The sequence below is a fragment of the Paraburkholderia sp. 35.1 genome (assembly GCF_050436525.1).
Lineage (GTDB): Bacteria > Pseudomonadota > Gammaproteobacteria > Burkholderiales > Burkholderiaceae > Paraburkholderia > Paraburkholderia tuberum.
The window spans coordinates 450851-474178 of record NZ_JBNDMJ010000002.1 but is presented as its reverse complement, the minus strand read 5'-3'; the positions used below and the strand labels follow the sequence as shown (position 1 = coordinate 474178).

Genomic DNA, 23328 nt, shown 5'->3' with positions numbered 1-23328 from the left:
TGACGCACGCCAACACGGTGCTGCAACGGCCGGCCGCGCGACGCGCTTCGCGCGACAGCGGCCCGGCAGGAAAAACAGGAGACGACATGACGCAAAGCCACGCACAAACACCATCCAGCGACGACGCGGATACGGACAACCGGCCGTTGCCGCTGCAGGGCATCCGTGTGCTCGACGTCAGCCAGGTGATGGCCGGCCCGTTCGCCTGCATGATGCTCGCCGATCTCGGCGCGGACGTCATCAAGGTCGAACCCCTCGAAGGCGACCAGACGCGCGGCGCCATGGGCTTCAAGATGAAAGGCCCGGACAGCATGGGCTTTCTGAACATGAACCGCAACAAGCGCTCGGTCGCGCTGGACCTGAAGACCGACGAAGGGCGCGAGTTTTTCTACAAGTTGGCCAGGACCGCCGACGTAATTGTCGAGAACTATCGGCCCGGCGTGGTTCAGCGGCTGCGGATCGATTACGAGACGATCCGTGAAATCAACCCGAAGATCGTCTACGCGAGCATCTCGGGCTTCGGTCAGAGCGGCCCGTGGTCGCAGCGCCCCGGCTTCGACCTGATGGCGCAGGCGATGTCCGGCGTCATGAGCGTGACGGGCTACAAAGGCGGCAAGCCCGTGAAGGCCGGCGTGCCGGTGGCGGACATCGGCTGTGCGCTGTTCGCCGTGTACGGCGTGCTTTCCGCTTATATCGGCGCGCAGAAGACCGGGCAGGGGCAACACGTCGACGCGTCTCTGTTCGATTCGGCGATGGCCTTCTCGATCTGGGACATGTCGGATTACTGGGGAACGGGTGTCGAGCCGACGCCGCTTGGCACCAGCAACAAGATGAGCGCGCCGTATCAGGCCGTGAAGGCGCGCGACGGTTACTTCGTGATGGGCGCAACCAACCAGAAGCTGTGGTCGCGTCTTTGCGAACTGCTGGAGCGGACCGATCTGCTGACGAATCCCGAGTTCGAGACCGTTTCCCTGCGCCTGAAGAACCGCGAAGCGCTGATCGAATCGCTCGAGAAGTCGTTCGGCCAGCGCGACTGCGAGGCATGGATCGAGACGATGCTGGCCGCGGGCATTCCCGCCGGACCGATCCTGTCGTATCCGCAAGCCTTCAGCAGCGAACATGCGCAGTATCGCCGCATGTGCATGGAGATCGACCATCCGGTTGAAGGCAAGGTCAAGAACATCGGCTTTCCGGTCAAGATGCTCGGTACGCCGCAGCGCGTAAGACGCCATCCGCCGCGGCTGGGCGAGCACAACGACGAGCTTTACGCAGAGATCAACGGGGCCGCGAAATGAGCGAAGCGACGAGTGAGAAAGTCAGGCTCGAATGTCTGACGGAGTCGGTCGCGCAGATCGTGATCGACCGCCCCGAGCGGCACAACGCGATGTCGATTCCGATGTACGAGACCTTGCTGGCATTGATCGACCAATGCCGCGCGGACGAAACCGTAGGTTGCATCGTGCTACGCGGCGCGGGCGGCAAGTCCTTTATCTCGGGCACCGACATCGACTACTTCCGCGACTTTACGGCAGGCTCGCAGGGCGTCGAATACGAAGCGCTCGTCGAACAGGTGATCGACGCGGTCGAACGCATTGCGGTGCCCACCGTCGCCGCGATCGACGGTTGGGCCGTGGGTGGCGGACTCGCCATCGCTACCGCGTGTGACTTCCGCATCTGTGCGCAGGGCTCGCGCTTCGGCGCGCCGATCGCAAAGACGTTATCGAACACGCTGTCGTCACGCAATCTCGCGAGGCTCGTGGCGGCATTCGGCGTGCCGCGCGTGAAGAAGATGCTGCTGCTCTCCGATTTCCTCAGCGCCGCCGAAGCGCACGCGTGCGGCTATGTGTATGACGTCACGGCGAAGGAACAGGTCGGCAACGCGGCGTGCGCGCTCGCCGAGCGGCTCGTTGCGCTATCGCCCGTGACGCAGCATGCGGTCAAGGAGAGCTTGCGGCGCATCGTGATCGATCAAAACCTCGCAGACGAGGATCTCGTCGAGCAGGTGTACGGCAGCCAGCGGTTCCGCGACGCCGTCGCGGCCTTCGGCTCGGGAACGCCGAAGGGCTGAGCGTCCCGGATCGCACGCGCAATCGCGTGGCTTCACCGCAAAAAAATAAATGACATCTGGAGGACGACATATGAAACGCATGTCGCTGAAGGCCACCACCACCGTGCTGGTGATGTTGTGCCTGATGTGCTGCTGGGTCTCGGCGAAGGCGCGACGTTTCCGGCCTCGACTAGCGCGATGGCCTCGTGGATCGCCCGTGACAAGCGCGGCATGGCACAGGGCATCACGCACTCGTCCGCGCGGCTGGGCAACGCCATCGCACCGATGCTGGTCCTCACGCTGATGACCGCGTTCAACTGGCGCTTTTCGTTCTATCTGCTCGGTGCAATGAGCGCCGTCTGGCTGGTCCTCTGGTATCTGACCTACACGGAGCGTCCCGTCGATCACCCGCGCATCACGCGCGCCGAACTGGATAAACTGCCGCCTCCCAAGACGCGTCCGGTCGATCCGCGCGGCACGTGGATGCGCCTGTATAAACGCATGGCACCGATCTCGGCGGTGTACTTCTGCTACAACTGGATCCTGTGGCTGATGCTCGACTGGATGCCGCTGTACTTCATGCATTCGTTCCACCTGAACATCAGGAAGGCCGTGGTGTTCACCTCGGGCGAGCGACCGCCTGTTGCGCAGGACCGGCAACGTCAAGCTTGCGCGCAGCTATCTGGTGGCCTCGTGTATGGCGTTGACCGCGCTGTCGCTGGTTCCCGTCGTGCTGCTGCACGATCCGATGATTTCGCTGATCTTCCTTGCCGCGGCGATGTTCTTCAACGAAATGAACGTCGGCCCGATGTGGGCGATTCCGATGGACGTCGCCTACGACCGCTCCGGCACGGCCAGCGGCATCATGAGCGGCACCGGCTTCACTGCGGCGATCGTGAGCCCAGTCATCGCCGGGTTGGTCGCCGACCGGTTGCGCAGCTGGGATCTGACGTTCGTACTGTCGATCGGCGTGATGCTCTTCGGCATCGTGCTGAGCTTCTTCATGAAGCCGAACATACCGTTTTCGAATGACGCGACGCAGCCGCGCAGCGAATCGCAACGCAAGGAGGACGCGATGTCGGGCGCTTGACACTTCAGCATAAAATAAATCGCATTGATGCAAGCACGGTTTTTTAATCTATTTTGCTTATCCGATGCGGGGCGCTAATCTCGGCATATCGTCCCCCCAGGAATACATCGGAAGGCAATCATGCAAGCTTCAACCCTGAAAGTCCGCGTCGATGCCTTGTGCGAAGAAGCGCACGGCGTCCGCTCGTTCAGCATTTCGCGGCTCGATGGGCTGCCGTTCGAGCGCTACGAACCCGGCGCCCATATCGACGTCACGAGTCCTTCGGGCGTCACGCGGCAATACTCGTTGTGCGGCGACCCGGAGTGTATCGAGTCGCAGATTTTCGCGGTGAAGAAGGAGGAGCAATCGCGCGGCGGCTCGCGCTCGCTTCATGAAGAGGTGAGCGTCGGCACCGAACTGTCGGTCGGCGCGCCGCGCAACCTTTTTCGTCTCGAAGAAAGCGCGGACGAGCACATCCTGATCGGCGCGGGCATCGGCATTACGCCGTTGCTGTCGATGGCTTATCGGCTCGCCGCGCGGCACGCGCGCTTCACGCTGCACTATTTCGCCCGCAGCGAGGCGCACGCGGCCTTCATGACGCTGCTCACGCGCGAGCCGTTCGCACGGCACGTGAAGCTGCATTTCGGCGTGCAGCCCGAGGAGCTGAAACCCGCGCTCGATGCGTGCCTGCTCGATGCAGGCGCGAACGCGCATGTCTACACGTGCGGTCCCTCGCCGTTCATGGATTTTGTCGTAGCAAGCGCTCAGCAACGCTTGCCCGCGGAAGTGATTCATCTCGAACGTTTCAAGGCGGAGCCGGCGCCTGCGGCCGAAGCGTCGCTCGATAGCTTCGACGTGCAGCTCGCGAGTAGCGGTCAGACCGTGCGAGTCGATGCGAACACGTCGATCGTCGACGCGCTCGCGTCGATCGGTATCGAGGTGGACACATCGTGCGGCGAAGGCGTGTGCGGCACCTGCATGGTGGATGTGGTCAGCGGCGAGCCCGAGCATCGCGATCACTGCCTGAGCAAGGCCGAGCGCGCGAGCAATAGCGTGATCTGCTGCTGTGTGTCGCGCTCGCGCACTCCCGTGCTCGTGCTCGACCTCTGATTTACCTCCGCGCAATCACATTTTCTCGAAGCCCGCGAGGATCTCGGTGATGAGGCCGCGCATCCACGCGATGCCTTCGTCTTCGTGGAAGTGCTCGTGCCAGTGCATCGTCACGGCGGCCTTCGGCAGCGGCACGGGCAGTGCATAGATCCGGAACGCGTCGCCGCGATTGAGGATATGCGCGAGCCGTTCGGGCAGCGTCGCGAACAGATCCGTCGCAGCCAGCACGCCAGGCACCGCGACGAAGTGCGGCAACGCGAACGCGATATTGCGGCCGACGCGTTGCGCGCGCAGCGCGTCGTCGAGCGCATGGTGGCTATGTTCGAGCGAGCGCACCTGAATGTGCGACGCGGCCAGAAACCGTTCGAGCTTCAGCGTGTCACCGCTCGGCAGGTCGCGGCGCTTGCGCGTCATGCACACATACGATTCCTCGAACAGCAGGCTATGCCGCGTGCGCGGCAGCAGCGACGGCAGATTGCCGATCGCGAAGTCCAACCGGCTCGAGCGCAGCGCCTCCTCGATCTCCTCCACCGGCAACGGCTCGACGACCAGCTTCACGCGCGGCGCGGACTTCTGCAGCGCCGCGCACAGCGCGGGCAGATAGGCCATTTCGCCCGCATCCGATAGCGACAGACGAAACGTGCGCGTGCTCGTCGCCGGGTCGAAACGCTCCGCGTAACGCAGCGCCTGACGCACGGTGTCGAGCGCGTGGCCGACGATTTCCGCGAGCTCGAGCGCGACGGGGGTCGGCTGCATACCCGCGCGCGTGCGGATAAAGAGCGGATCGTCGAACATCGTGCGCAGACGGCCGAGCGAGTAGCTGACCGCGGGCTGCGACAGCGCGAGGCGTTCGCCCGCTTTCGTCAGGCTGCGCTCCTCGACGATCGCCTGAAACACCCTCAGCAGATTGAGATCGACGTGGTCGATGGAGGTCATGGGGTCTCTTGTGATATCAGTCGAACTTATTCGGCAACCTGTTTTTAATCGATTTGACGCATGATCGTCGCAAAGCGAGACTGATGTCAACGAGAGGATGCGCTGATGTGTTGCACGCGACTCGTCGCGTCGATGTGCGTCTTCATTCCAACCACGCAACTGTTCCCCGCATACAATGAGTACGCCGACCTATCAAACCATCGACACCAGCGCCTTAGCCAGGCGCGCCGAGGCCGATCGCATCGCGCCTTCGCTGTACTACGATCCCGAGCTGTTCGAAGTCGAACTGGAGCGCATTTTCTACAAGACGTGGATCTGGGTCGCGCATGACAGCGAGCTGCCGAAGCCCGGCGATTTCATCACGACGACGATCGGCCGGCAGCCGGTGATCGTCGTGCGCGACAAGAGCGGCGCGGTCAACGTGCTGCAAAACCGCTGCCGGCATCGCGGCGCGACCGTGTGCGAAGAGCACAAGGGCAATGCGAAGGGCTTCACGTGCCCGTATCACAGCTGGTCTTATGCGCTCGACGGCACGCTGCGCGCTCTGCCGTACGGCGACGGTTACGAAGGCGTATGCGAAAAGGGCGATCTGCCGCTCAAGAAGCTGCGCGTGGGCGTCTATCAGGGCCTCATTTTCGCGAGCTTCAACGAAACGATCGAACCGCTCGAAGACTTCCTCGGCGGCGCGAAGCCGTGGATCGACCTGTTCATGAAGCAGGGCGCGGGCTATCCGATCAAGGCCAACGGCGAGCACAAGTTCAAGTTCAAGGGCAACTGGAAGATCCAGCTCGAAAACACGACGGATCTGTACCACTTCCCGGTCGTGCACAAGTCGTGGATGAAGTCCATCGACGACGAAACCGCCGCCGCGATCACCAGCTTCATGACGAGCGACCAGGCGTTCTGCCGCTCGCTCGGCAACGGTCACAGCCTCGCGGTGCTGATGCCCGAGATCGTCGATCTGGACCGCGACGATGGCGCGCCGCTGCCCGAGCGCTTCAGCGAACTCGCCGCGCAACTCGCGCAAAAGCACCCGCCGGAAGAAGTTCGCCGCATCGTGCGCTCGCTGATGGGCGTCGGCTTCAACCTGAACCTGTTCCCGAATCTCGCGCTGTCGATGGCGTTCTTCCGTGTGCTGCGGCCGATTTCCGCCGAGGAAACGGAGATTCGCCACGTCGCGCTCGCAATGGACGGCGGTCCTGAAGAAGCGAACCGCGTGCGCCTGCGCATTCACGAGCACTTCCAGGGCCCGTTCGGCTTCGGCAGTCCCGACGACGCCGAAGCGTGGGAGCGCGTGCAGCGCGGCTCGCATGCGGGACCGGACGTACCGATCCTCGTCAATCGCGGTCTGAATCGCGAAACGACCGCCGCGAACGGCGAGAAAACCGCCCACGCAACCGATGAAACCGGCATGCGCGAAGCCTACAAGCAATGGCGCGCAATGATGGAGCAGGCATGATGGACGACAGAAACGCACTCTTTTCCCACCAGACCTTTGCGCGCGCGATCGAGTTCATCTGGCGCGAAGCCGAATTGCTCGATCGACGCGACTATCGCGAGTGGCTCGAGTTGTGGGACCCGGCGGGCCACTACGTGGTGCCGATCGATCCGAACACGACCGATTACGCGGCAACGCTGAACTACGCGTACGACGATCAGCATATGCGCGAGCTGCGCGTGCAGCGCATGACGTCGGGCTATTCGGCATCCGCGTCGGATGCCGCGCGCACGGTGCGCACGGTGTCGCGCTTCACGCTCGCGAGCGATAGCGCGGACATGGTCGAAGTGAAGTCGTCGCAGATCATCATCGCGTACAAGCGGGGCACGTCGACGATCTTCGCGGCCGATCTGACGCACAAGATCAGCATGGCGAGCGGCGAGCCGCGTCTCGTCGAGAAAGTAATCCGCCTGATCGATTCCACCGATGCGCTGAGCGCGATCGGCTTCCTGCTCTGACGGTCGTCATGCCGACACTCGAAGGCTATCAACCGAACCAAGGAACGTTCCCATGAGCGACAACCGAAACCTGCCTTTGCGTGTGCTGTTCTGCTGCGGCGTCTCGCAGAACTTCTTCGACTTGCCGCGCGAACAGATCGGCGAAGTGTGGCAAGCGTACGGCAAGATGCTGAACGCGATCGAAGCGATGGAAAACGTGCGCGTGCTGGGCGTGATGGACGACGATCGGCTCGTGGTCGGCAACGCCGATGGCGCGCCGTGGACGTTCTACATCATGGCCGACGTCGCCGACTTCGATACCGCGGTGGCCGTGTGCAATCTGTATCGGACGACGCCGGTCGGCGACTACAACCTGTGGCGCTACGGCAAGATCGAGGCGCGCGTGGGCCGTGCGCTGACGGTGCCGCCAGCGGTCGCCAACCATGCGTGACGCGATGACCGATCCGGCTATCGACGCGCTGCTCGCGCGCGTCAAAGCGCTAGAAGCACAGAACGCGGTGCGTAAGACGATCGCACGCTACATGGCGCTGTGCGATGTGCCCATGCGCGCGCTCGAAGGCGAGGCGCTCGCCGCGCTGTTCGCCGAAGACGCGATCTGGGAAGGCATCGGCCCGCAGTACGCGAACAAGTTCGGGCGTCTCGAAGGGCCGGCGCAGATCGTCGCGATGCTGCAGCGTTATTTGCCGCCCACGCCGCACTTCGCGACCAATGTCCACTTTCTGTCTGCGGAGCATATCGAGGTGAACGGCGACACGACGAAGGGTCGCTGGATCATGTTGCAGGCTTCGGGTTATGTCGATGCGAAAGCGGAACTGATCGCGGCGCGCCTCGAAGTCGACTTCGTGCCCGCCACTCATGATGCGGGCGCGACATGGCTGATCCGCCATTTCCGTACCGAGCGTCTTTTCGATGCACCGTGGCAAGTCAACCCGGCCCAGGGAGTTTCGGCATGAGCGCATTTCTGCAGACATTCGATCTGAGCGCGACGGACAGCGCCGACGCGCCGACGATTGCGATCAAGGACAGCATCGACGTCGCCGGCTACGCGACGACAGCGGCAAGCCGCGCGCTTGCCGACGCACCGCTTGCATCGGAGCACGCCGAAGTCGTGCGGCGTTTGCTCGACGCCGGCTGGCGCGTCACTGGCAAGACCAACATGCACGAACTCGCGTTCGGCATGACCGGCATCAACGACTTTTCCGGCACGCCGGTCAATCCGCAGGACGCGGCACGCATTCCTGGCGGATCGTCGAGCGGGTCCGCGTCGGCGGTCGGGCAGAAGTTCGTGGACGCCGCGCTCGGTACCGACACCGGTGGCTCGGTCCGCGGCCCCGCCGCATGCTGCGGCGTTATCGGCCTGAAGCCGACGTTCGGCCGCGTGTCGCGGCACGGCGTGGCGCCGCGCGTCACGACACTCGACTGCGTTGGACCGTTTACGCGCGAGACGGACACGCTGATTCGCGTGATGACGGCGATCGATCCTTCGTTTCGCGCTGACGATGCGCGTCGAGACGTTTCGCAGTTGCGCATTGGCATGGTCGCAGTCGACGCGGATGACGACATCGCCAAAGCAATCGCCAACGCGGTCGGAAAGTCCGAACTCGCCACGCAAGCGATCGAACTCGCATCCCTGAAGGACGCATTCACGGCCGGCCTCGCGGTGATCAACGCGGAGACATCGCGCGCATTCGGCCATCTGGTGGCAAGCGGCAAGCTCGGCGTTGATATCGAAGCGCGCCTGCGCGCGGCCGCGGCCACGAGCGCCGCCGATCTCGACGCGGCGGAACGCGTGCGCCGCACCTTCACCGACGAAGTGGACCGCGCGCTCGACCGGGTCGACGTACTCGTGCTGCCGACGCTGCCCTCATTGCCGATCACGCTCGAAGCGGCACGCGCCGGCACGTCGGTGATCGGCATGTCGTCGTTGATCCGGCCGTTCAACCTGAGCGGGCATCCGGCGCTGAGCCTGCCCGTTCCGATCGAACGCTCGACGCTGAAGGCGGGCCTGCAAATCATCGGTCGCAAGAACGACGACGAAACGGTGTGCGCGGTCGCCGCGCACCTCGAAGCGCGCCTCGGGCAATCCGCCTGAACGCAATCAAGGAGTCAGCAACATGTCGAACAGAATCGCGCTCGTGACGGGCGCCGCGCGCGGACTTGGCGCCGTCGTCGCGCGTCGTTTTCACGAAGCAGGCTACAGGGTTGCGCTGACCGATATCGCGATCGAACCCGCGCAAGCGCTCGCGCATGAACTCAGCAGCGACGGCTCGAGCGCCTGCGCAATCCGGCTCGACGTCACGCGCAAGGCGGACTTCGAAGCGGCGCGCGACGCGTTGCTCGAACGTTGGGGCGGCGTGGACGCGCTCGTCAACAATGCGGGCGCCTCGAAGGTCGTGCCCGTGATGGACATTACCGCCGAGCAGTTCGATCAGGTCATCAACGTGAATCTGCGCAGCGTGCTGTTCGGCTGCCAGGTATTCGGGCAGTACTTCGCGCAGCGCGGCGTGGGCCGCATCGTCAATATCGCGTCGCTGGCGGGGCAGAATGGCGGCTCGGCAACGGGCGCGCACTATGCGGCCGCGAAGGGCGGCGTACTGACGTTGACCAAGGTCTTCGCGCGCGATCTCGCCGCGCGCGGTGTGACAGTCAACGCGATCTCGCCGGGGCCGCTCGATTTGCCGATCGTTCACGAGAGCGTGGCGGCGGACAAGCTGGCAAAAGTGATCGAAGCGATACCGGTCGGCAAGCTCGGGGCCGCGTCGTATGTTGCCGATGTCGCGGTGATGCTCGCTTCCGGTGACGCTTATTTCGCCAATGGCGCGTGCTGGGACGTCAATGGAGGCCTGTACATGCGCTGATGCGTCTGGAAGGGCCGAGGCGGCCGGGTCATTCCGGCCGCTCGTCCAACGGGCTCAATACTTCGAGCACGCCGCGCACGAGGGTCGGAATCGACGAAGCGCCGAGCTTTTTCTTGATGCATCGCGCGATGCACGTCCACGGTTTTCACACTGATCGACAGGTCCGCCGCAATGACCTTGCTCGGCTTCCCCTCGATCAAACCGTGCAGCACGTCCTTCTCGCGCGACGTGAGCGAGTTGATCCGCTCACGCAGTTCGAGTTGGCGCATGTGTTTCGCGTGACGCTGGGACGCGAGTTTCATTGCGCGTTGAATGCGCTCGAGCATCTGCTGCGAGTTGTACGGCTTCTCGACGAAGTCGGCTCGCACTCGGTCATGTTCGTGGAGACCACGCAGATTCGCGTGCGCGCCGACGGCGACAGCCTGATTTACTTCGACCGGAATTTTCACCGGGTGCCGCGCGCGTGGAAGGGGCAATGAGTCATTTGAAGCGCTGCCGGCCAGATCGGGCTCCGGCAGCGCTTACGTTGTCGCTCCGGACGTGGCTCCCGTAAAACCTCACCATTGTCCGGACCTCCTGGAACTCCTCACCATTCGCACTACTTCAGCAACGCCATCTGCACGACCTTGACGATCACGAGCGCGATCGCGAGCAGTAGATAGCCGCGCAGCACGCCCATCCATACGCGTTTGGCGAGCGTCAGACGCGGCGGCGGCAGTTCGTCGAGCGGCGGCATGCGCCACGTGTTGCGCGCGTCCTTCGCATAGACCGGAGCCGGCTCGGCCGCGGACTCGCCGCGCAGCTTGCGCATCCCGAAGCTCGCCACATACCCGACGACCGCGAGCAACGTGCCGCCCGCCAGTACTTCGATGATCGTTTCCGCCGCGATGTCCGGATAGATCACCGACGCGGTCAGGATGATCGACAGCATCACGAGCACCCAGATCACCGCGCCGGTAAACAGATTGAGCTTCTTCGAATTGGCCCACGGACCGAGCACCGCGCGATCGTTGCACAGCAGCAGCAGGAACACGGTCGCGCTCGGCAGCAGTACGCCGGCGAGCGTCTGCACCGCTTCGGTCAACAGACCGAGCGGGCTGCCTGGAATCAGCACCAATGCCGCGGCGGCCGCGACGATCGCGAAGTACACGACGTAGAAGCCCTTCGCATCCGACACGCTACGGTGCAGCGAATGGCGGATCTTGAACACGTCGCCGATCGCATAGGCGGTCGATAGCGACACAGCCGCCGCGCCGATCACGCACGCGTCGAACAGCGCGATCGCGAACAGCACGGCCGAGGTACGTCCCGCGTATCTCTCGAGACCGGCGATCACACCGCTCGCGTCCGTGAAGTTGCCGAACCCGGGCCGTCCGTCGAACAGCGCCGCGCTGAACGAGATCATCGCGACCGCGCCGATCAGTACGAACACGATGCCGATCCACAGGTCGGCTTTTTCGTAGTTCATGAAGCGCGGCGTGATGCGCTTGTCGACCACATAGCTCTGCTGGAAGAACAGCTGCCACGGAGCAACCGTCGTGCCGACGATGCCGATTACGAGCAGCATCACGTCGGACAGCTTCGAGTGCGCGGGCCAGTTCGGAATGAAGAAGTCGCGCGCGATCTGGCCGACCGGCGGGTGAATCGACACGAGCACCGGCACGAGCAGCAGGCTCAACACGCACAGCGCGACCGCGAAACGCTCGAAGCGGCGGAAGTCGCCGGTGCTGACGGCGGCCATCGTCAGCGCCGCGGCGATGCACACGCCCGCGATCTTCGAGACGCCGAAGAAGTCGAGCACGAACGTGATGCCGATGAATTCCGTCACGATGGTTAGCGCGTTCAGCAGGAACAGATCGACGACGCTGAACGCGCCCCAGAACTTGCCGAAGCGCTCGAAAATAAGCCGCGCGTGGCCCACGCCCGTGACCGCACCGAGCCGCAACACCATCTCCTGATTGACGAACAGCACCGGCACCAGCAACAGCATGGTCCACAGCAACGTAGTGCCGTAGTTCTGGCCGGCCTGCGTGTAGATGCCGAATGCGCCCGCGTCGTTGTCGCCGACCATCACGATCAGACCGGGGCCGAGGATCGCGAGCAGCGTGCGCAGGCGCGCCCACCAGCTCGTGCGTGGCGCGATGTCATGGTGAGCGATCGTGCCGAGCGCGCCCTTGATATCGCCGACGTGTGCCGAATCGAGCACGGCGCTGCGCGCGGGAGGAAATGTTCGTCGGAGTAGACATGTCGTTCTCTCCTGGTTGTATTTGTCGAAGGTCGGATCGCGAAACGCTATGCCACGCGCGACATCACGCGACGGCAGAAGGCGATGAACGGATGCGGTGCGTGCAGCACGAGCATGCCGTCGTAATGGGCGCGCGATTCCTGCACACGCGGGAACTGCGAAAGAAGGAGGCCGAATTGCATGAGGGATCTCCGGGCGCCGGTTTCGACGCGCTGGTGGAAAGCCAGCAGACACGGAGGCCGCGTATGTCCGGGCGCGGCGGTGGAGGTCTACTCGCTTTCCTCAGTTGATAGAACGGGGAAGCGGCATAAGGGATAACTGTCACTGTCGGGCATGGCGGCTCCTTGTCGGTGTGTAGCGGGGACTGCGTTCGAGCGTCTGAAGCGTTCGCTACGCACGCTCGCTACACGTTCGCTACGCATGTGTTTATCCACGCGTTCGCGCGCATTGCGTTGAACTGTTTGCGTTGACTGACAACGCGCGCGCAAACGCGACCGCAAGCGCAAGGCTCGCGATGCGACGCCGTATCGGCGCGGGAACGCGCGTGAACGCGGCGTTCCTGTCATGCGGATACGACGTTACTTTAGGTGCACGGGAAGAAACTGCGGCGCGCACCGTCTGCCAACTGGCAAGACGGCGGCTGATGAAGAGAGCGCGGACGTCCTGCCGGTCAGGCAGCGAATCTGTTCGAAAGTCGGCTACTGCAGGTGTCCAAGGCATGAGCCCCATTGGTGATGATTTTTGAATTCTAGGGTTCGCCTTCCGCCGAGGTCAACCTGTTTCTTAAGCAGAGCAGAAAAAATGTGCGGCGCGCGACGGTGGGCACTTTGAATGACATGCGGGTCGAGGCCGATATAGGGGGGAGGTCGAACAGGCGGCACCGATCCGTCCGGCCGATGCCACCACGCCGTGCTCACTGATTGGCGCGCCGTCGCTCGGTCAGCCGGTTATGCACGCTTCTGACGCCGCGAACCGATCGCGCGGCGTTGCCGGCTCGCGCGATTTGCGATTGCCGCGGCACGGTGCCGGTCAGCGTAACGATGCCGTGACGCGCTTCGACACGGATGTTCGCCGAATTGAGGTTCGTGGTGCGCGTGAAAGCGCGGCGGACGTCGCGGACGATTGCGCTGTCGGACCGGTTGTTGTTCCGGTTCGAAGCCGCTGGGACCGACTGGCTTTGCATCGACGCATCGTTCGGCATCTCGCGCGTCTGTGCGTTTGCACAGGTCGCGCAAGTCGCGATGGCCACCGCGAACAGTGCACCGAGGATTCTGCTCGCGCCGTTTGTTTTCATTCTTCCTCCTTTGCCGGTTTGTCAGGAACTGCCGTTCGAGCCGCGTGCTGCCAGCGGGGAAGAGGCGGCGCAACGCACTACCGCCTCGCGACGAGTCATCGACCGTCGGCCCCGATTATATTCTGCGGCGCACGCGCCGATACTGATAGGTGAGAAGATTCGGGAGCCGCCGAGGTGAGAATATGCGCACCTGTACGCGCACTTCAAAATTGAAGGTGAGGGAATTCGGGAGTCGCCCGGACGGCGCTACAAATTGCGAATGGTTTCCTCTGAAACTCATATCGCATTCCCAACGTTGCTTCCTTCTCGTCAGGTTCGTCGACGCGATGAAGAACGTCGTCGCGGTGCGTGGGGCTGAAGAACGTGCCGATCGAATGAACGTGGCGCGTGCATCGCGTCAAAGGTGAGGACTTTCGGGAGTCGCTCGCGGGCGGTTCTTTTGCAACTAACCGGCCGGGCCGGGAACCGCACAAACCCCGCGGCAAGAGGCTCGCGGGAATGCGCGCATTCATGCCTGTCAGCCATAGGTGAGGATATTCGGGAGCCGTCGATGCTGTATCAGGCGACGGCCCGTCGTGCCGACGTACAAAACGCGCTTCATGCAGTCGCCAATCATGGCATCCGTCGCGGTGACCGTGCGGCGGCTGTGCAACGTAAGTCGTTGAATGTCCAGGCGATCTGCCGCGTGCGCGGCCGGCATCGGCGAAGCGATCCGGCTGCGTTCGATCAAAGGTGAGGGATTTCGGGAGCGGTGTGTGAGCGCCGCAATGCGCTCGCTGAAATGCCTCCTCGAGTCCTCTTTTCACCTCAAAGGTGAGGCTTTTCGGGAGAAACGACGACGGTAGCTGACGCCGATCCGCCACTGCTCCGTGCTTGAGGTGAGGATTTTCGGGAGCGCAAATACCCGGCAGCAATAGCCCGTTCAGGCCGATTTCGCGATCTCGCGAATGTCCGCGACCGGCGTCTGCCCGAACGCATCGCTGAGCGCATAGTCGATCAACTGCGCCGCGCATTGCTCGGGCGTCGACAGTTGGCCGTTGCGCTTCAGCTCGTCGAAGCGCTGGCGCATCGGGAACTGCTCTTCGCCGCTACCGCGAATTTGCGCCTGCATGTCCGTATCGATCACACCCGGCGCGAGGCTGCAGATGCGCAGCGCGCGATTCGCGTCGAGCGCGACGGCGCGCGCGTGATGATCGAGCGCGGCCTTGGTTGCGCAGTAGATGCTCCAGCCCGGATACGCGTTGCGCGCCGCGCCGCTCGAAATGTGCACGATGCGGCGGTCGGTTGCGTCGACGGCCGCGGCGGCGAGCGCGCTCGCGAGCATCAGCGGCGTCGCGACGTTCAGGCTCACCGCGTCCGCGACGCTCGCGGCGTCCTGTCCTTCGATGGGCCCGATCGGCTGCATCATGCCCGCGTTGTTGATCAGCAGCACCGTCTGCGCGCCGCGCACGAAGTTGCTCAGTGCGTCGGTGGCGATCCATTGCGCGACGCGTGCGGGCTCGGCCAGCGGCAGCTCGATCTCTTCGAGCCGCGCGGCAAAGCGCGCCTTCAGCGCGGCATACCCAGCACCGTGACGTTGCGCGCGAGCAGTTGTTCGGCGAGCGCCGCGCCCAGGCCGCGCGTATGGCCGGTGACGATCGCGCGAATCGGAGAAGAGGAGGTCATGTCGTTCCTGGTGATCGTTGACGTGCAGAGTCGACGATTTTCTCACGCCGTATTCAGACCGGGCGAAAGCGCTCGCGATACTGCGTCGGCGTCACGCCAAGCCGCTTCGTAAACACGATGCGCATGCGGTCGGCGGTGCCGAAGCCGCAATCGTAGGCGATCGTCTTCAGCGCCGCGGCGCTGCTTTCGAGCAGCTTGCGTGCGGCATCCACGTGCGCGCGTTCGACGAATTCATGCGGCGTCACGCCGGTTTCCTGCACGAACACGCGCGCGAAGTTACGCGCGCTCATGCCCGCGACGTCGGCGAGTTGCTTGACGGTGAAGCTGTCATGGATACGCGCCATCACGTGCGCCTGCACTTTCGCGGCGGGCGAGGTGTCGTCGGCGGGCGCGGTCAGATAGGGCTGAATTGCGACTGACCGCCTTGCCGCTGCGCGAACACGACGAGCCGCTTGGCGACCGCGAGCGCGCTATGCGCACCGTGATCCTCGGCCACCAGCGCGAGCGACAGATCGATGCCGGCCGTCACGCCCGCAGAGGTGACCAGCGGCCCGTCGCGCAGATAGATGCGATCGAAGTCGACCCGCGCGCGCGGAAACTGCGCGGCGAGTTGCGCGGCGTGCTGCCAGTGCGTCGTCACATGGCGCCCATCGAGCAGGCCGGCGTGACCGAGCGCGAAAGCGCCGGTGCAGATCGAGCCGTACCGAGCGCAACGTGTCGCGACGTTGGCGAGCCAGTCGAGCAGGCGCGCGTCCGGCACTTCGTTGCGCGGTAGCGCGGGGCCGCCGGCGACGAGCGCGAGATCGAACGGTTCGCGCGACTGCTCGAAGGTCGCGTCCGCCACCAGCGTCATCCCGTTCGACGCGCGCAGCGGCGCCGGGTCCGCGGCCAGCAGCTTGACCTCGTAGTGCCGCGTGGGCGCGACGAAGCGGTTCGTTTCGGAGAACACGTCGACGGGACCGGCGACGTCGAGTGCCTGCACTCCTGGGAAGATCGCGATCGCGACGGTGGGCATCGGACGACTTCCTTTGACGGGGAACGTGAAGGGCACGCCGCGGCAGTCAACGCTGTGCGTTTGGCAGTGTTCAACGGCTCGCGGCAATTGTTCGTGGCGCCGCGCTGGCCAATACTGGATCGGTCGGACGCGCGGTCTCACAGGCAGGCGACAGGCATCGACATCACGGCGCGGACCAGCATACCAAAACGCGCTCTGAAGCGGCGGCGCGCGTCCCGTTGATTACTTTCACATTCACGTTCGCATACGAAGGAGTACGCCGCATGACTACGACGATCGCAGGTATCCAGATTCCCGACAGCATGATGGCGCGTGAAGCCACCGAGCTCGTGCGCGACACCGAAACGGAGTTGCTGTATCACCATTCGCGGCGCGTGTTTCTGTTCGGCGCGCTGGCCGGGCAACGCAAGCAGCTGAAGTACGACCCCGAACTGCTGTACATCGGCGCGATGTTTCACGACATGGGTCTCGTCGCGCCATACAGCAGCGAGCAGGAGCGCTTCGAAGTCGACGGCGCGAATGCCGCGCGTGAATTTCTGCGGCGGCATCGGATCGGCGAGGACGACATCGAGCAGGTGTGGACCGCGATCGCGCTGCACACGACACCAGGCATTCCGCAGCATATGAAGCCGGTGATCGCGCTCGTCACTGCGGGTGTCGAAATGGACGTGCTCGGTCTCGCCTACGACGAATTTAGCGAGCAGCGGCGCGAGGAAGTCACCCATGCGCATCCGCGCGGCGCGCACTTCAAGGAAGGTATCATCGATGCGTTCGCGCACGGCACGATCCACAAGCCGCACACGACGTTCGGCAACGTGAAGGCCGACGTGCTCGCGCTGAAAGACCCGCATTATCATCGCGAGAATTTCTGCACGATAATTCTGGGTTCGGCGTGGAAGTCGTGAAGGGCTGCTTGCGGCAGAAATGAGGTAGCGCGATAATGCATCGCTAATGCGATGCATGGAGAGAACGATGAAAAGCGCTACTTTCCCGTCGGTTCGGGTCAAGCCCGAGCTGCGGGCCGCGGCCGAGGACGTGCTGCAGGACGGCGAAAGCCTCTCCAGTTTCGTCGAGCAGGCGATCCGCGACAACATCGCGCGGCGCCTGAATGTGCGTGAATTCGTCGTGCGAGGGCTCGAGTCGCGTGCTGAAGCGAAGCAAAGCGGCGACTACGTATCGGCCGACGACGTGCTCGCCGGTCTTGAAACGCGGCTCCGCGAAGCAAAAACGAAGGCCCGCGCGAAGAAGCACCGATGACGTATCAGGTTCGTTTCACACGCGCAGCGGCGGCGGACCTGCAGAGACTGTACGATTTCATCCTCGAGCGGGACGACACGGATTTCCCGCTCGCCGAACGCGCGTTGCAAGCCATCCGCGATGGTATCGCCACGCTGCGTACGTCGCCGTTCACTTGCCGAAAGGTTCAGCGCGATACGCCGTTTTTGCGCGAGCTGCTGATCCCATTCGGTCGCGCGGGCTACGTCTCGCTGTTCGAAATCGACGACAGCCAAACCGTGACCGTGTTGGCGGTGCGCCATCAGCTAGAGGATGATTATCACTGACCGAACTTTCGTCGCCGCGCCATGGTCATCAAAAATCTTCTCCGCAAGCTCGACCTCACCACGTTGCAGCTTTTTCTCGCCGTCTTCGAAGAGGGCACGCTCACGCGTGCCGCCGAGCGCGAGGCGATCGCCGTGTCCGCCGCCAGCAAGCGGCTGGTCGAACTCGAACAGGCGGTCGGCGCATCGCTATTCCAGCGCAACGCGCGCGGCATGACGCTGACGCCGGCCGGAGAAACGCTGTCGCATCACGCGCGCCGACGAACTGAACCTCGTGATGTCCGCGAGTTAGACGCATAACCGCGCGAACATGCGCATGAGCTGCGAGTCGTCGCTCGCGGCGTTCGACGACATCGTGCGTTGCGCGATGGCCGCGGGCGTGCGGCTCAACGCGACCGTGGCGACCGCGTTCGGCTGTCCGTTCGAAGGGCGCATCGACGAAGACCGCGTGATCGGCATCGTCGACGCGTATCGCGAGATGGGCATCGAGGGCATCACCGTCGCCGATACCACCGGTATGGCGAATCCGCGCCAGGTGGCGCGACTTGTCAAGCGCACGCTCGAGCGGCTGCCGGCCGCCGCGCTCACGCTGCACTTTCATAACACGCGCGGCCTCGGTCTCGCCAACGTGCTCGCCGCGTATGAAACCGGCGTCCGCCGTTTCGACGCGGCGCTCGGCGGGCTTGGCGGCTGCCCGTTCGCGCCGGGATCGTGAGCCCGGTGACGGTCGGACGTGTGAAGGATCTGACCGGCAGCACGACGCCGGCGCTGTATGTGATCGGCGCGATGAGCGTGGTGTGCGCGCTGATCGTGCTGTATGGGTTGCCGGAGTCGTTGCGCAGTCGTGAAACGACGCAGTGAAATCGAGGATGGAGGGCGCGGCCCTTGGCTTGCATCGCGTGAGGTGCCGCGCCGCTGCCCGCTCCCGCATCCGCGCACGATAGGCCTGCCGTATCAAACACTTGGCAGGCCTGTGCGCAGGTTGTCCACAAGCTTGTTCCCAAATTATGTGGACAACTGGACTTCGAGGTCGGCGCGAGTGAAACGGCATCCTTGCGAACCCCCTCGCCAGTATCACGGACTCCATAGCGACGCTCACTGCCTACGCATGCACCGCGCGCGGATAGTTCTCACGCTTCAAGCACTTAAGCTCGCTGTGCGAAGGTTGTCCACAGGCTTGCCAACAATTTAGGTGGACAAGTTTTGTTGCCGACGGAGTGGCGAGGAGCGGGATTCGGCATCAGTTGTCCGCATCACGCCTTCAACCCGGAGGCCGAAGCGACCACCTCCTCCTGCACCTGCACCTGCAAAACCGCATCCCGCTTATCGAGCAGATGCTGCCGCAAAATCGCGCTGAGCTTCTTGCCGTCGCGAGCCTCGAGCGCCTTCAGCATTTCATCGTGATCGTGAATCGCGCGGTCCCACTTCGGCGTCTGATAGTTCGAGCGAAAGCGCAGCGCCTGCAGCCGCCGGTTGACCGACACATACGTCTGCCGCAGCGCCGAATTTCTCGCCGCTTCGTTGATCTTGTCGTGGATCGCCTGGTTGCGACTGTAGTAGCCCGGCAGATCGTTCTGCGCACGGCACGCCAGCATCGCGTAATGCAGCGCCTTGATCTCTGCGAGTTCGGCCGCGGTGATGCGCTCGGCCGCGAGTTCGCCGGAAAACGCTTCGAGGCCGCTCATTAGCTCGAAGGTCTCACGCACCTCCGCTTCCGACATCTTCGATACCGACGCGCCCCGGTTCGGCGAAATCTCGATCAGACCTTCGGCAGCCAGCACCTTCAGCGCCTCGCGCAGCGGCGTGCGCGAAATGCCGAGCGTTTCGCACAACTCCCGCTCGTTCAGCTTCTTGCCGGGCTCCAGCGCTCCCTCGACGATAAAGCGGCGGATGTGCTCCACCACCGTGTCGTGCAGGCGCTGACGCTCGACCTTCGGCATCAGCGGGGCAGCGGTCAGACCCGCGTCGAAATCCGAATTTTGCATACAAAAATCCTCAGCTTCACATGAACTGGATTTTATCGGAACCATATCAATTAGTTAATCCATGCGCACACGCGGGTAAACACGGGCCTTAAAGGCCAATTTTCGTCTTGGGAGCATCACGGTTCGTCTGATATAGTTTTTTGCATGCAAAATTCAATTGGAGGACTCTGATGCTGAAGCTAGATTTTCATCCCGCTGGCCGTCACTTCCTGCAGATTCCGGGGCCGAGTCCGGTGCCGGATCGCATCCTCCGCGCGATGAGCTATCCGACCATCGACCATCGCGGACCCGAATTCGGCGAGCTGGGTCTCAAGGTGCTCGACGGCATCAAGAAGATTTTCAAGACGCAGCAGCCGGTCGTCATCTATCCGGCGTCCGGCACGGGCGCATGGGAAGCCGCATTGTCGAATACGCTGAGCCCCGGCGATCACGTGCTGATGTTCGAGACCGGCCACTTCGCGACGTTGTGGAAAAAAATGGCCGAGCAGCTCGGCCTGAAGCCCGAATTCCTGGGGCTGCCAGGCATCGAAGGCTGGCGGCGCGGCGTGCAGCCGCAGATGATCGAAGCGCATCTGCGCGCCGACACGCAGCATGCGATCAAGGCGGTCTGCGTGGTGCACAACGAAACCTCGACCGGCGTCACGTCCGACATCGCCGCCGTGCGTCGCGCGATCGACGCCGCGGGCCATCCGGCGCTGCTGCTGGTCGATACGATCTCCGGTCTCGCGTGCGCTGATTATCGTCATGACGAATGGGGTGTCGACGTGACCGTGTCGGGCTCGCAAAAGGGCTTGATGCTGCCGCCGGGCATCAGCTTCAACGCGATCTCGCCGAAGGCGATGGCCGCCAGCCAGCACGCGAAGCTGCCGCGCAGCTTCTGGGACTGGACGGAAATCGTCGAGATGAACAAATCCGGCTACTGGCCGTACACGCCGAACACGAACCTGCTGTACGGGCTGCATGAAGCGATCGAAATGATTCTCGGCGAAGGGCTCGACAACGTGTTCGCGCGCCACGAGCGGCTTGCCGAAGCGACGCGCCGCGCGGTGCGCGCGTGGGGGCTCGAAATCCAGTGTGCCGATCCCGCCGTCTATAGCCCGGTGCTGACGGGCGTGATGATGCCCGACGGCGTCGATGCCGATGCGGTGCGCAAGCTGATCTACGAACGCTTCGACATGTCGCTCGGCACGGGCCTCGGCAAGATGAAAGGCCGCATGTTCCGCATCGGCCATCTTGGCGATTGCAACGATCTGATGCTGCTCGCGACACTGGCTGGCTGCGAAATGGGTCTGCGGCTTGCTGGCGTGCCGCTCACGGAAAGCGGCATGCCGGCTGCGATGGAGTGGCTGAGCCAGGCACCGAAGACGTCGGGATTGAAGGCCGCGGCTTGATTGTCGGGCGCAGGGAGCGCTTCCCTCATCGAGCCGCGCGCAGAACGCGGCCAGAACAACATGCAATGCGTCCATAGCGGCTCTCGCGGCCGACGGGCGACGACGCAGCGCGCCACTTCAGGCGCGCCGTCGACACATGCCATGGAGAGAGACGATGAAGCGGTTTCGTTTGACCAGTGCGACCAGTATCGTTCTAGTGATGCTCTGCATCATGTACTTCATCACGTACCTCGATCGCGTAAACGTCAGCACCGCGGCGGCGGGTTTCGGCAAGGAATTCAATCTCACGCATACGGAGGTCGGGCTCGTGTTCTCGGCCTTCGCGTATCCGTATCTGCTGTTTCAGGTGATCGGCGGCTGGGTCAGCGATCGCTTCGGCGCGCGACGCACGCTGCTGTTCTGCGGCGCCATCTGGGGTCTCGCGACGGTGTTCACGGGCTTCGCGGGCGGGCTCGCTTCGTTGCTTGCCGCGCGGCTCGTGCTCGGTTTCGGTGAAGGCGCGACGTTCCCGGCCGCGACGTCGGCGATGTCGCGCTGGGTCGCGAAAGAAAAGCGCGGCTTCGCGCAGGGCATCACGCACGCGGCGTCGCGAGTCGGCAACGCGGTCGCGCCGGCGCTCATCGTGATCGTGATGACCAACTGGGGCTGGCGCGAATCGTTCTTTATCTGCGGCGCGCTGAGTCTGGTGTGGGTGGTCACGTGGGCGCTCACGTTCACTGAGCATCCGAAAGATCATCCGCGCATCACGCCCGAGGAACTCGCGGTGCTGCCCACGCCGAAGCCGAAAGTCTCCGGCCTGCCGTGGGGCAAGCTGTTTCGCCGCATGGCGCCGGTCACGATCGTCTACTTCTGCTACGGCTGGACGCTGTGGCTGTTCCTGAGCTGGATTCCGCTGTACTTCCTGCATAACCACCATCTGCAATTGAAGAAGTCGGCGATCTTCGCGTCGGTCGTGTTCTTCGCGGGCGTGATTGGCGACACGCTCGGCGGCATCGTCACCGATGCGATCTTCAAGCGCACCGGCAGCCTCAAACGCGCGCGCAGCTGGATGGTGTCGGTGTGCATGCTGTTCTGCCTGCTGTCGCTGATTCCTCTGATGTTCACGCATGACCTGACGTTGTCGATTGCCTGTCTCGCGTCGGGCTTCTTCTTCGCCGAGATGACGATCGGCCCGATGTGGGCGATCCCGATGGATATCGCGCCGGACTTCTCCGGCACCGCGAGCGGCATGATGAACACGGGCTCGGCGCTCGCCGCGATCATCTCGCCGGTGATGGGCGGCTTTCTGATCGACCGCTTTGGCAACTGGGATCTGCCGTTCGTGGGCAGCATGTTGCTGATGGGCATCGGCGTCGTGCTCGCGTTCCGCATGCAGCCCGAGAGCCGCTTCGAAGTTGGCGCGTCGGAGAAGGCGCACGTTTCCACCCGGATGGGCGTGTAAAACATGACTTCATCATTGAGTCAGCTGCTTGCCGATGCGCGTCGCAATCGCACGGTGCTCGATACGTTGCCGCCGGAGCTGCTTCCTTCCGATGCCGACGCGGCCTACGCAATCCAGCATGAAATCTTGAGCGCGTGCGGCGCGCGAATCGGCGGCTGGAAGATCGGCGCGAAATCGGCGAGTGGACCGATTCAAGGCGCGCCATTGCCCGACACCGATCTGCACGCCGACGGCGCGCGTCTGTCGCGCGAAGGCTTCGCGCCGCTCGGGCTCGAACTCGAAGTCGCGTTCCGTTTCGGCCGGCGTTTTGAGCCGTCCACGAAACCGTACCGCGAGGACGAAGTGCTCGCGGGCATCGGCTCGATCGGCGCGACCATCGAGATCGTCGCGAGCCGCTATGCCGCGTGGCCCGCCATCGACAAACTCGCGCAGCTTGCGGACCTGCAAAATCACGGTGCGCTGATCGTCGGTGAATTCACACGGTATCGCGAGGATTTTCCGTTCGTCGCGCCGTCGCTGCGCTTCGCGTTCAACGCAGGCAATGTCGTCGAAACGACGCCCGCGAATCCGGCCGGCGATCCGCGGCGGCTGTTGACGTGGCTCGTCAATCACGCGAGTTCGCGCGGCATTGCGGTGACGCCGGAGATGGTGATCACCGCCGGTTCGTACACCGGCATGTTCTTTCCGCGCGAGGCGGGCGACGTGAGCGGGCATATCGAAGGACTCGCGCCGGTGCATCTGACGCTGTACTAGGTAA

General features: G+C 63.6%; 21 protein-coding genes and 9 pseudogenes. 21 read left to right on the top strand and 9 right to left on the bottom strand.

Features of this window, described 5'->3' with window-relative positions:
* The first annotated feature begins 86 nt into the window (after positions 1–86).
* The 5 genes and pseudogenes from OKW27_RS07995 (at position 87) to OKW27_RS07975 (ending at position 4226) form a co-directional block, all read left to right on the top strand.
* A complete protein-coding gene (locus tag OKW27_RS07995; RefSeq protein WP_429333127.1) occupies positions 87–1295 on the top strand; it encodes a CaiB/BaiF CoA transferase family protein in 1209 nt (402 codons plus the stop codon).
* Positions 1292–2068: an enoyl-CoA hydratase gene (locus tag OKW27_RS07990; protein WP_429333126.1), complete on the top strand. Its 777-nt coding sequence runs from the start codon at positions 1292–1294 to the stop codon at positions 2066–2068. Before OKW27_RS07995 ends, OKW27_RS07990 begins: the two co-directional genes overlap by 4 nt.
* A 177-nt stretch (positions 2069–2245) precedes the next feature.
* Positions 2246–2599: pseudogene (locus tag OKW27_RS07985) on the top strand (MFS transporter); the annotation flags it as partial.
* Positions 2600–2690: 91 nt separating this feature from the next.
* A complete protein-coding gene (locus OKW27_RS07980; protein WP_429334636.1) occupies positions 2691–3137 on the top strand; it encodes an MFS transporter in 447 nt (148 codons plus the stop codon).
* A 120-nt stretch (positions 3138–3257) separates the two neighbouring features.
* Complete coding sequence (locus tag OKW27_RS07975) at positions 3258–4226, top strand: PDR/VanB family oxidoreductase (RefSeq protein WP_429333125.1); 969 nt, start codon at positions 3258–3260, stop codon at positions 4224–4226.
* Between the two features lie 15 nt (positions 4227–4241).
* On the opposite strand, the gene OKW27_RS07970 is transcribed toward OKW27_RS07975, so the two are convergent.
* Positions 4242–5162, bottom strand: a complete 921-nt coding sequence (locus OKW27_RS07970; RefSeq protein ID WP_090808172.1) for a LysR family transcriptional regulator — start codon at positions 5160–5162, stop codon at positions 4242–4244.
* 175 nt (positions 5163–5337) lie between these two features.
* On the opposite strand from OKW27_RS07970, the gene OKW27_RS07965 reads away from it, so the two are divergent.
* Genes OKW27_RS07965 through OKW27_RS07940 form a run of 6 tightly spaced genes read left to right on the top strand, consistent with a single transcriptional unit; the run spans position 5338 to position 9976 of the window.
* Positions 5338–6621 carry an aromatic ring-hydroxylating oxygenase subunit alpha gene (locus OKW27_RS07965; RefSeq protein WP_184037866.1) on the top strand — a complete coding sequence of 428 codons (1284 nt, stop codon included), beginning with the start codon at positions 5338–5340 and terminating at the stop codon, positions 6619–6621.
* Positions 6618–7118 carry an aromatic-ring-hydroxylating dioxygenase subunit beta gene (locus OKW27_RS07960; RefSeq protein WP_429333124.1) on the top strand — a complete coding sequence of 167 codons (501 nt, stop codon included), beginning with the start codon at positions 6618–6620 and terminating at the stop codon, positions 7116–7118. The genes OKW27_RS07965 and OKW27_RS07960 overlap by 4 nt, the downstream gene beginning before the upstream one ends.
* A gap of 52 nt (positions 7119–7170) precedes the next feature.
* Positions 7171–7548, top strand: coding sequence for a hypothetical protein (locus OKW27_RS07955; RefSeq protein ID WP_184073051.1), 378 nt, complete (start codon positions 7171–7173; stop codon positions 7546–7548).
* A gap of 4 nt (positions 7549–7552) precedes the next feature.
* Positions 7553–8071: a nuclear transport factor 2 family protein gene (locus OKW27_RS07950; RefSeq protein WP_429333123.1), complete on the top strand. Its 519-nt coding sequence runs from the start codon at positions 7553–7555 to the stop codon at positions 8069–8071.
* Positions 8068–9210 carry an amidase gene (locus OKW27_RS07945; protein WP_429333122.1) on the top strand — a complete coding sequence of 381 codons (1143 nt, stop codon included), beginning with the start codon at positions 8068–8070 and terminating at the stop codon, positions 9208–9210. Before OKW27_RS07950 ends, OKW27_RS07945 begins: the two co-directional genes overlap by 4 nt.
* Positions 9211–9232: 22 nt before the next feature.
* Positions 9233–9976 carry an SDR family NAD(P)-dependent oxidoreductase gene (locus OKW27_RS07940; RefSeq protein ID WP_429333121.1) on the top strand — a complete coding sequence of 248 codons (744 nt, stop codon included), beginning with the start codon at positions 9233–9235 and terminating at the stop codon, positions 9974–9976.
* 28 nt (positions 9977–10004) lie between these two features.
* Here OKW27_RS07940 and OKW27_RS07935 read toward each other — a convergent pair.
* A pseudogene (locus tag OKW27_RS07935) lies at positions 10005–10335 on the bottom strand (response regulator transcription factor); the annotation flags it as partial.
* Here OKW27_RS07935 and OKW27_RS07930 point away from each other — a divergent pair.
* Positions 10330–10455, top strand: a pseudogene (locus tag OKW27_RS07930) (4-hydroxyphenylacetate 3-monooxygenase reductase subunit); the annotation flags it as partial. The pseudogenes OKW27_RS07935 and OKW27_RS07930 overlap by 6 nt on opposite strands.
* 119 nt (positions 10456–10574) lie before the next feature.
* Here the strand turns inward: OKW27_RS07930 and OKW27_RS07925 are convergent.
* From OKW27_RS07925 to OKW27_RS07900, 6 genes and pseudogenes are all read right to left on the bottom strand, one after another.
* Positions 10575–12222, bottom strand: a pseudogene (locus tag OKW27_RS07925) (NRAMP family divalent metal transporter).
* A 46-nt stretch (positions 12223–12268) separates the two neighbouring features.
* Positions 12269–12403 (bottom strand): hypothetical protein, encoded by a 135-nt coding sequence (locus OKW27_RS07920; RefSeq protein WP_018424053.1) that lies wholly within the window; start codon positions 12401–12403, stop codon positions 12269–12271.
* A gap of 731 nt (positions 12404–13134) precedes the next feature.
* Positions 13135–13515, bottom strand: a complete 381-nt coding sequence (locus OKW27_RS07915; protein WP_429333120.1) for a BON domain-containing protein — start codon at positions 13513–13515, stop codon at positions 13135–13137.
* Positions 13516–14032: 517 nt separating this feature from the next.
* Positions 14033–14245 (bottom strand): hypothetical protein, encoded by a 213-nt coding sequence (locus OKW27_RS07910; RefSeq protein ID WP_429333119.1) that lies wholly within the window; start codon positions 14243–14245, stop codon positions 14033–14035.
* 192 nt (positions 14246–14437) lie between these two features.
* A pseudogene (locus tag OKW27_RS07905) lies at positions 14438–15180 on the bottom strand (SDR family oxidoreductase).
* A 53-nt stretch (positions 15181–15233) separates the two neighbouring features.
* Positions 15234–16195 (bottom strand): annotated as a pseudogene (locus OKW27_RS07900) (GlxA family transcriptional regulator).
* A gap of 263 nt (positions 16196–16458) precedes the next feature.
* Here OKW27_RS07900 and OKW27_RS07895 point away from each other — a divergent pair.
* From OKW27_RS07895 to OKW27_RS07870, 6 genes and pseudogenes are all read left to right on the top strand, one after another.
* Positions 16459–17100: an HD domain-containing protein gene (locus OKW27_RS07895; RefSeq protein WP_429333118.1), complete on the top strand. Its 642-nt coding sequence runs from the start codon at positions 16459–16461 to the stop codon at positions 17098–17100.
* A gap of 67 nt (positions 17101–17167) precedes the next feature.
* Complete coding sequence (locus OKW27_RS07890) at positions 17168–17452, top strand: YlcI/YnfO family protein (RefSeq protein ID WP_090808191.1); 285 nt, start codon at positions 17168–17170, stop codon at positions 17450–17452.
* Entirely contained in the window at positions 17449–17757 is a 309-nt protein-coding gene (locus OKW27_RS07885) for a type II toxin-antitoxin system RelE/ParE family toxin (protein ID WP_090808193.1), read from the top strand. Before OKW27_RS07890 ends, OKW27_RS07885 begins: the two co-directional genes overlap by 4 nt.
* A 21-nt stretch (positions 17758–17778) precedes the next feature.
* Positions 17779–18015, top strand: a pseudogene (locus OKW27_RS07880) (LysR family transcriptional regulator); the annotation flags it as partial.
* Positions 18008–18466 (top strand): annotated as a pseudogene (locus OKW27_RS07875) (hydroxymethylglutaryl-CoA lyase); the annotation flags it as partial. The pseudogenes OKW27_RS07880 and OKW27_RS07875, both read left to right, overlap by 8 nt.
* Positions 18460–18615 (top strand): annotated as a pseudogene (locus OKW27_RS07870) (MFS transporter); the annotation flags it as partial. The pseudogenes OKW27_RS07875 and OKW27_RS07870, both read left to right, overlap by 7 nt.
* Before the next feature lie 392 nt (positions 18616–19007).
* Here the strand turns inward: OKW27_RS07870 and OKW27_RS07865 are convergent.
* Positions 19008–19739 (bottom strand): GntR family transcriptional regulator, encoded by a 732-nt coding sequence (locus OKW27_RS07865; RefSeq protein ID WP_187612458.1) that lies wholly within the window; start codon positions 19737–19739, stop codon positions 19008–19010.
* Between the two features lie 170 nt (positions 19740–19909).
* Here OKW27_RS07865 and OKW27_RS07860 point away from each other — a divergent pair, with 170 nt between their 5' ends.
* From OKW27_RS07860 to OKW27_RS07850, 3 genes are all read left to right on the top strand, one after another.
* Positions 19910–21130, top strand: coding sequence for a pyridoxal-phosphate-dependent aminotransferase family protein (locus OKW27_RS07860; RefSeq protein ID WP_429333117.1), 1221 nt, complete (start codon positions 19910–19912; stop codon positions 21128–21130).
* A 154-nt stretch (positions 21131–21284) separates the two neighbouring features.
* A complete protein-coding gene (locus OKW27_RS07855) occupies positions 21285–22571 on the top strand; it encodes an MFS transporter (RefSeq protein WP_429333116.1) in 1287 nt (428 codons plus the stop codon).
* A 3-nt stretch (positions 22572–22574) separates the two neighbouring features.
* On the top strand, positions 22575–23324 hold the full coding sequence (locus OKW27_RS07850; RefSeq protein WP_429333115.1) for a 2-keto-4-pentenoate hydratase: 750 nt from the start codon (positions 22575–22577) through the stop codon (positions 23322–23324).
* The last annotated feature ends 4 nt before the right edge of the window (positions 23325–23328 follow it).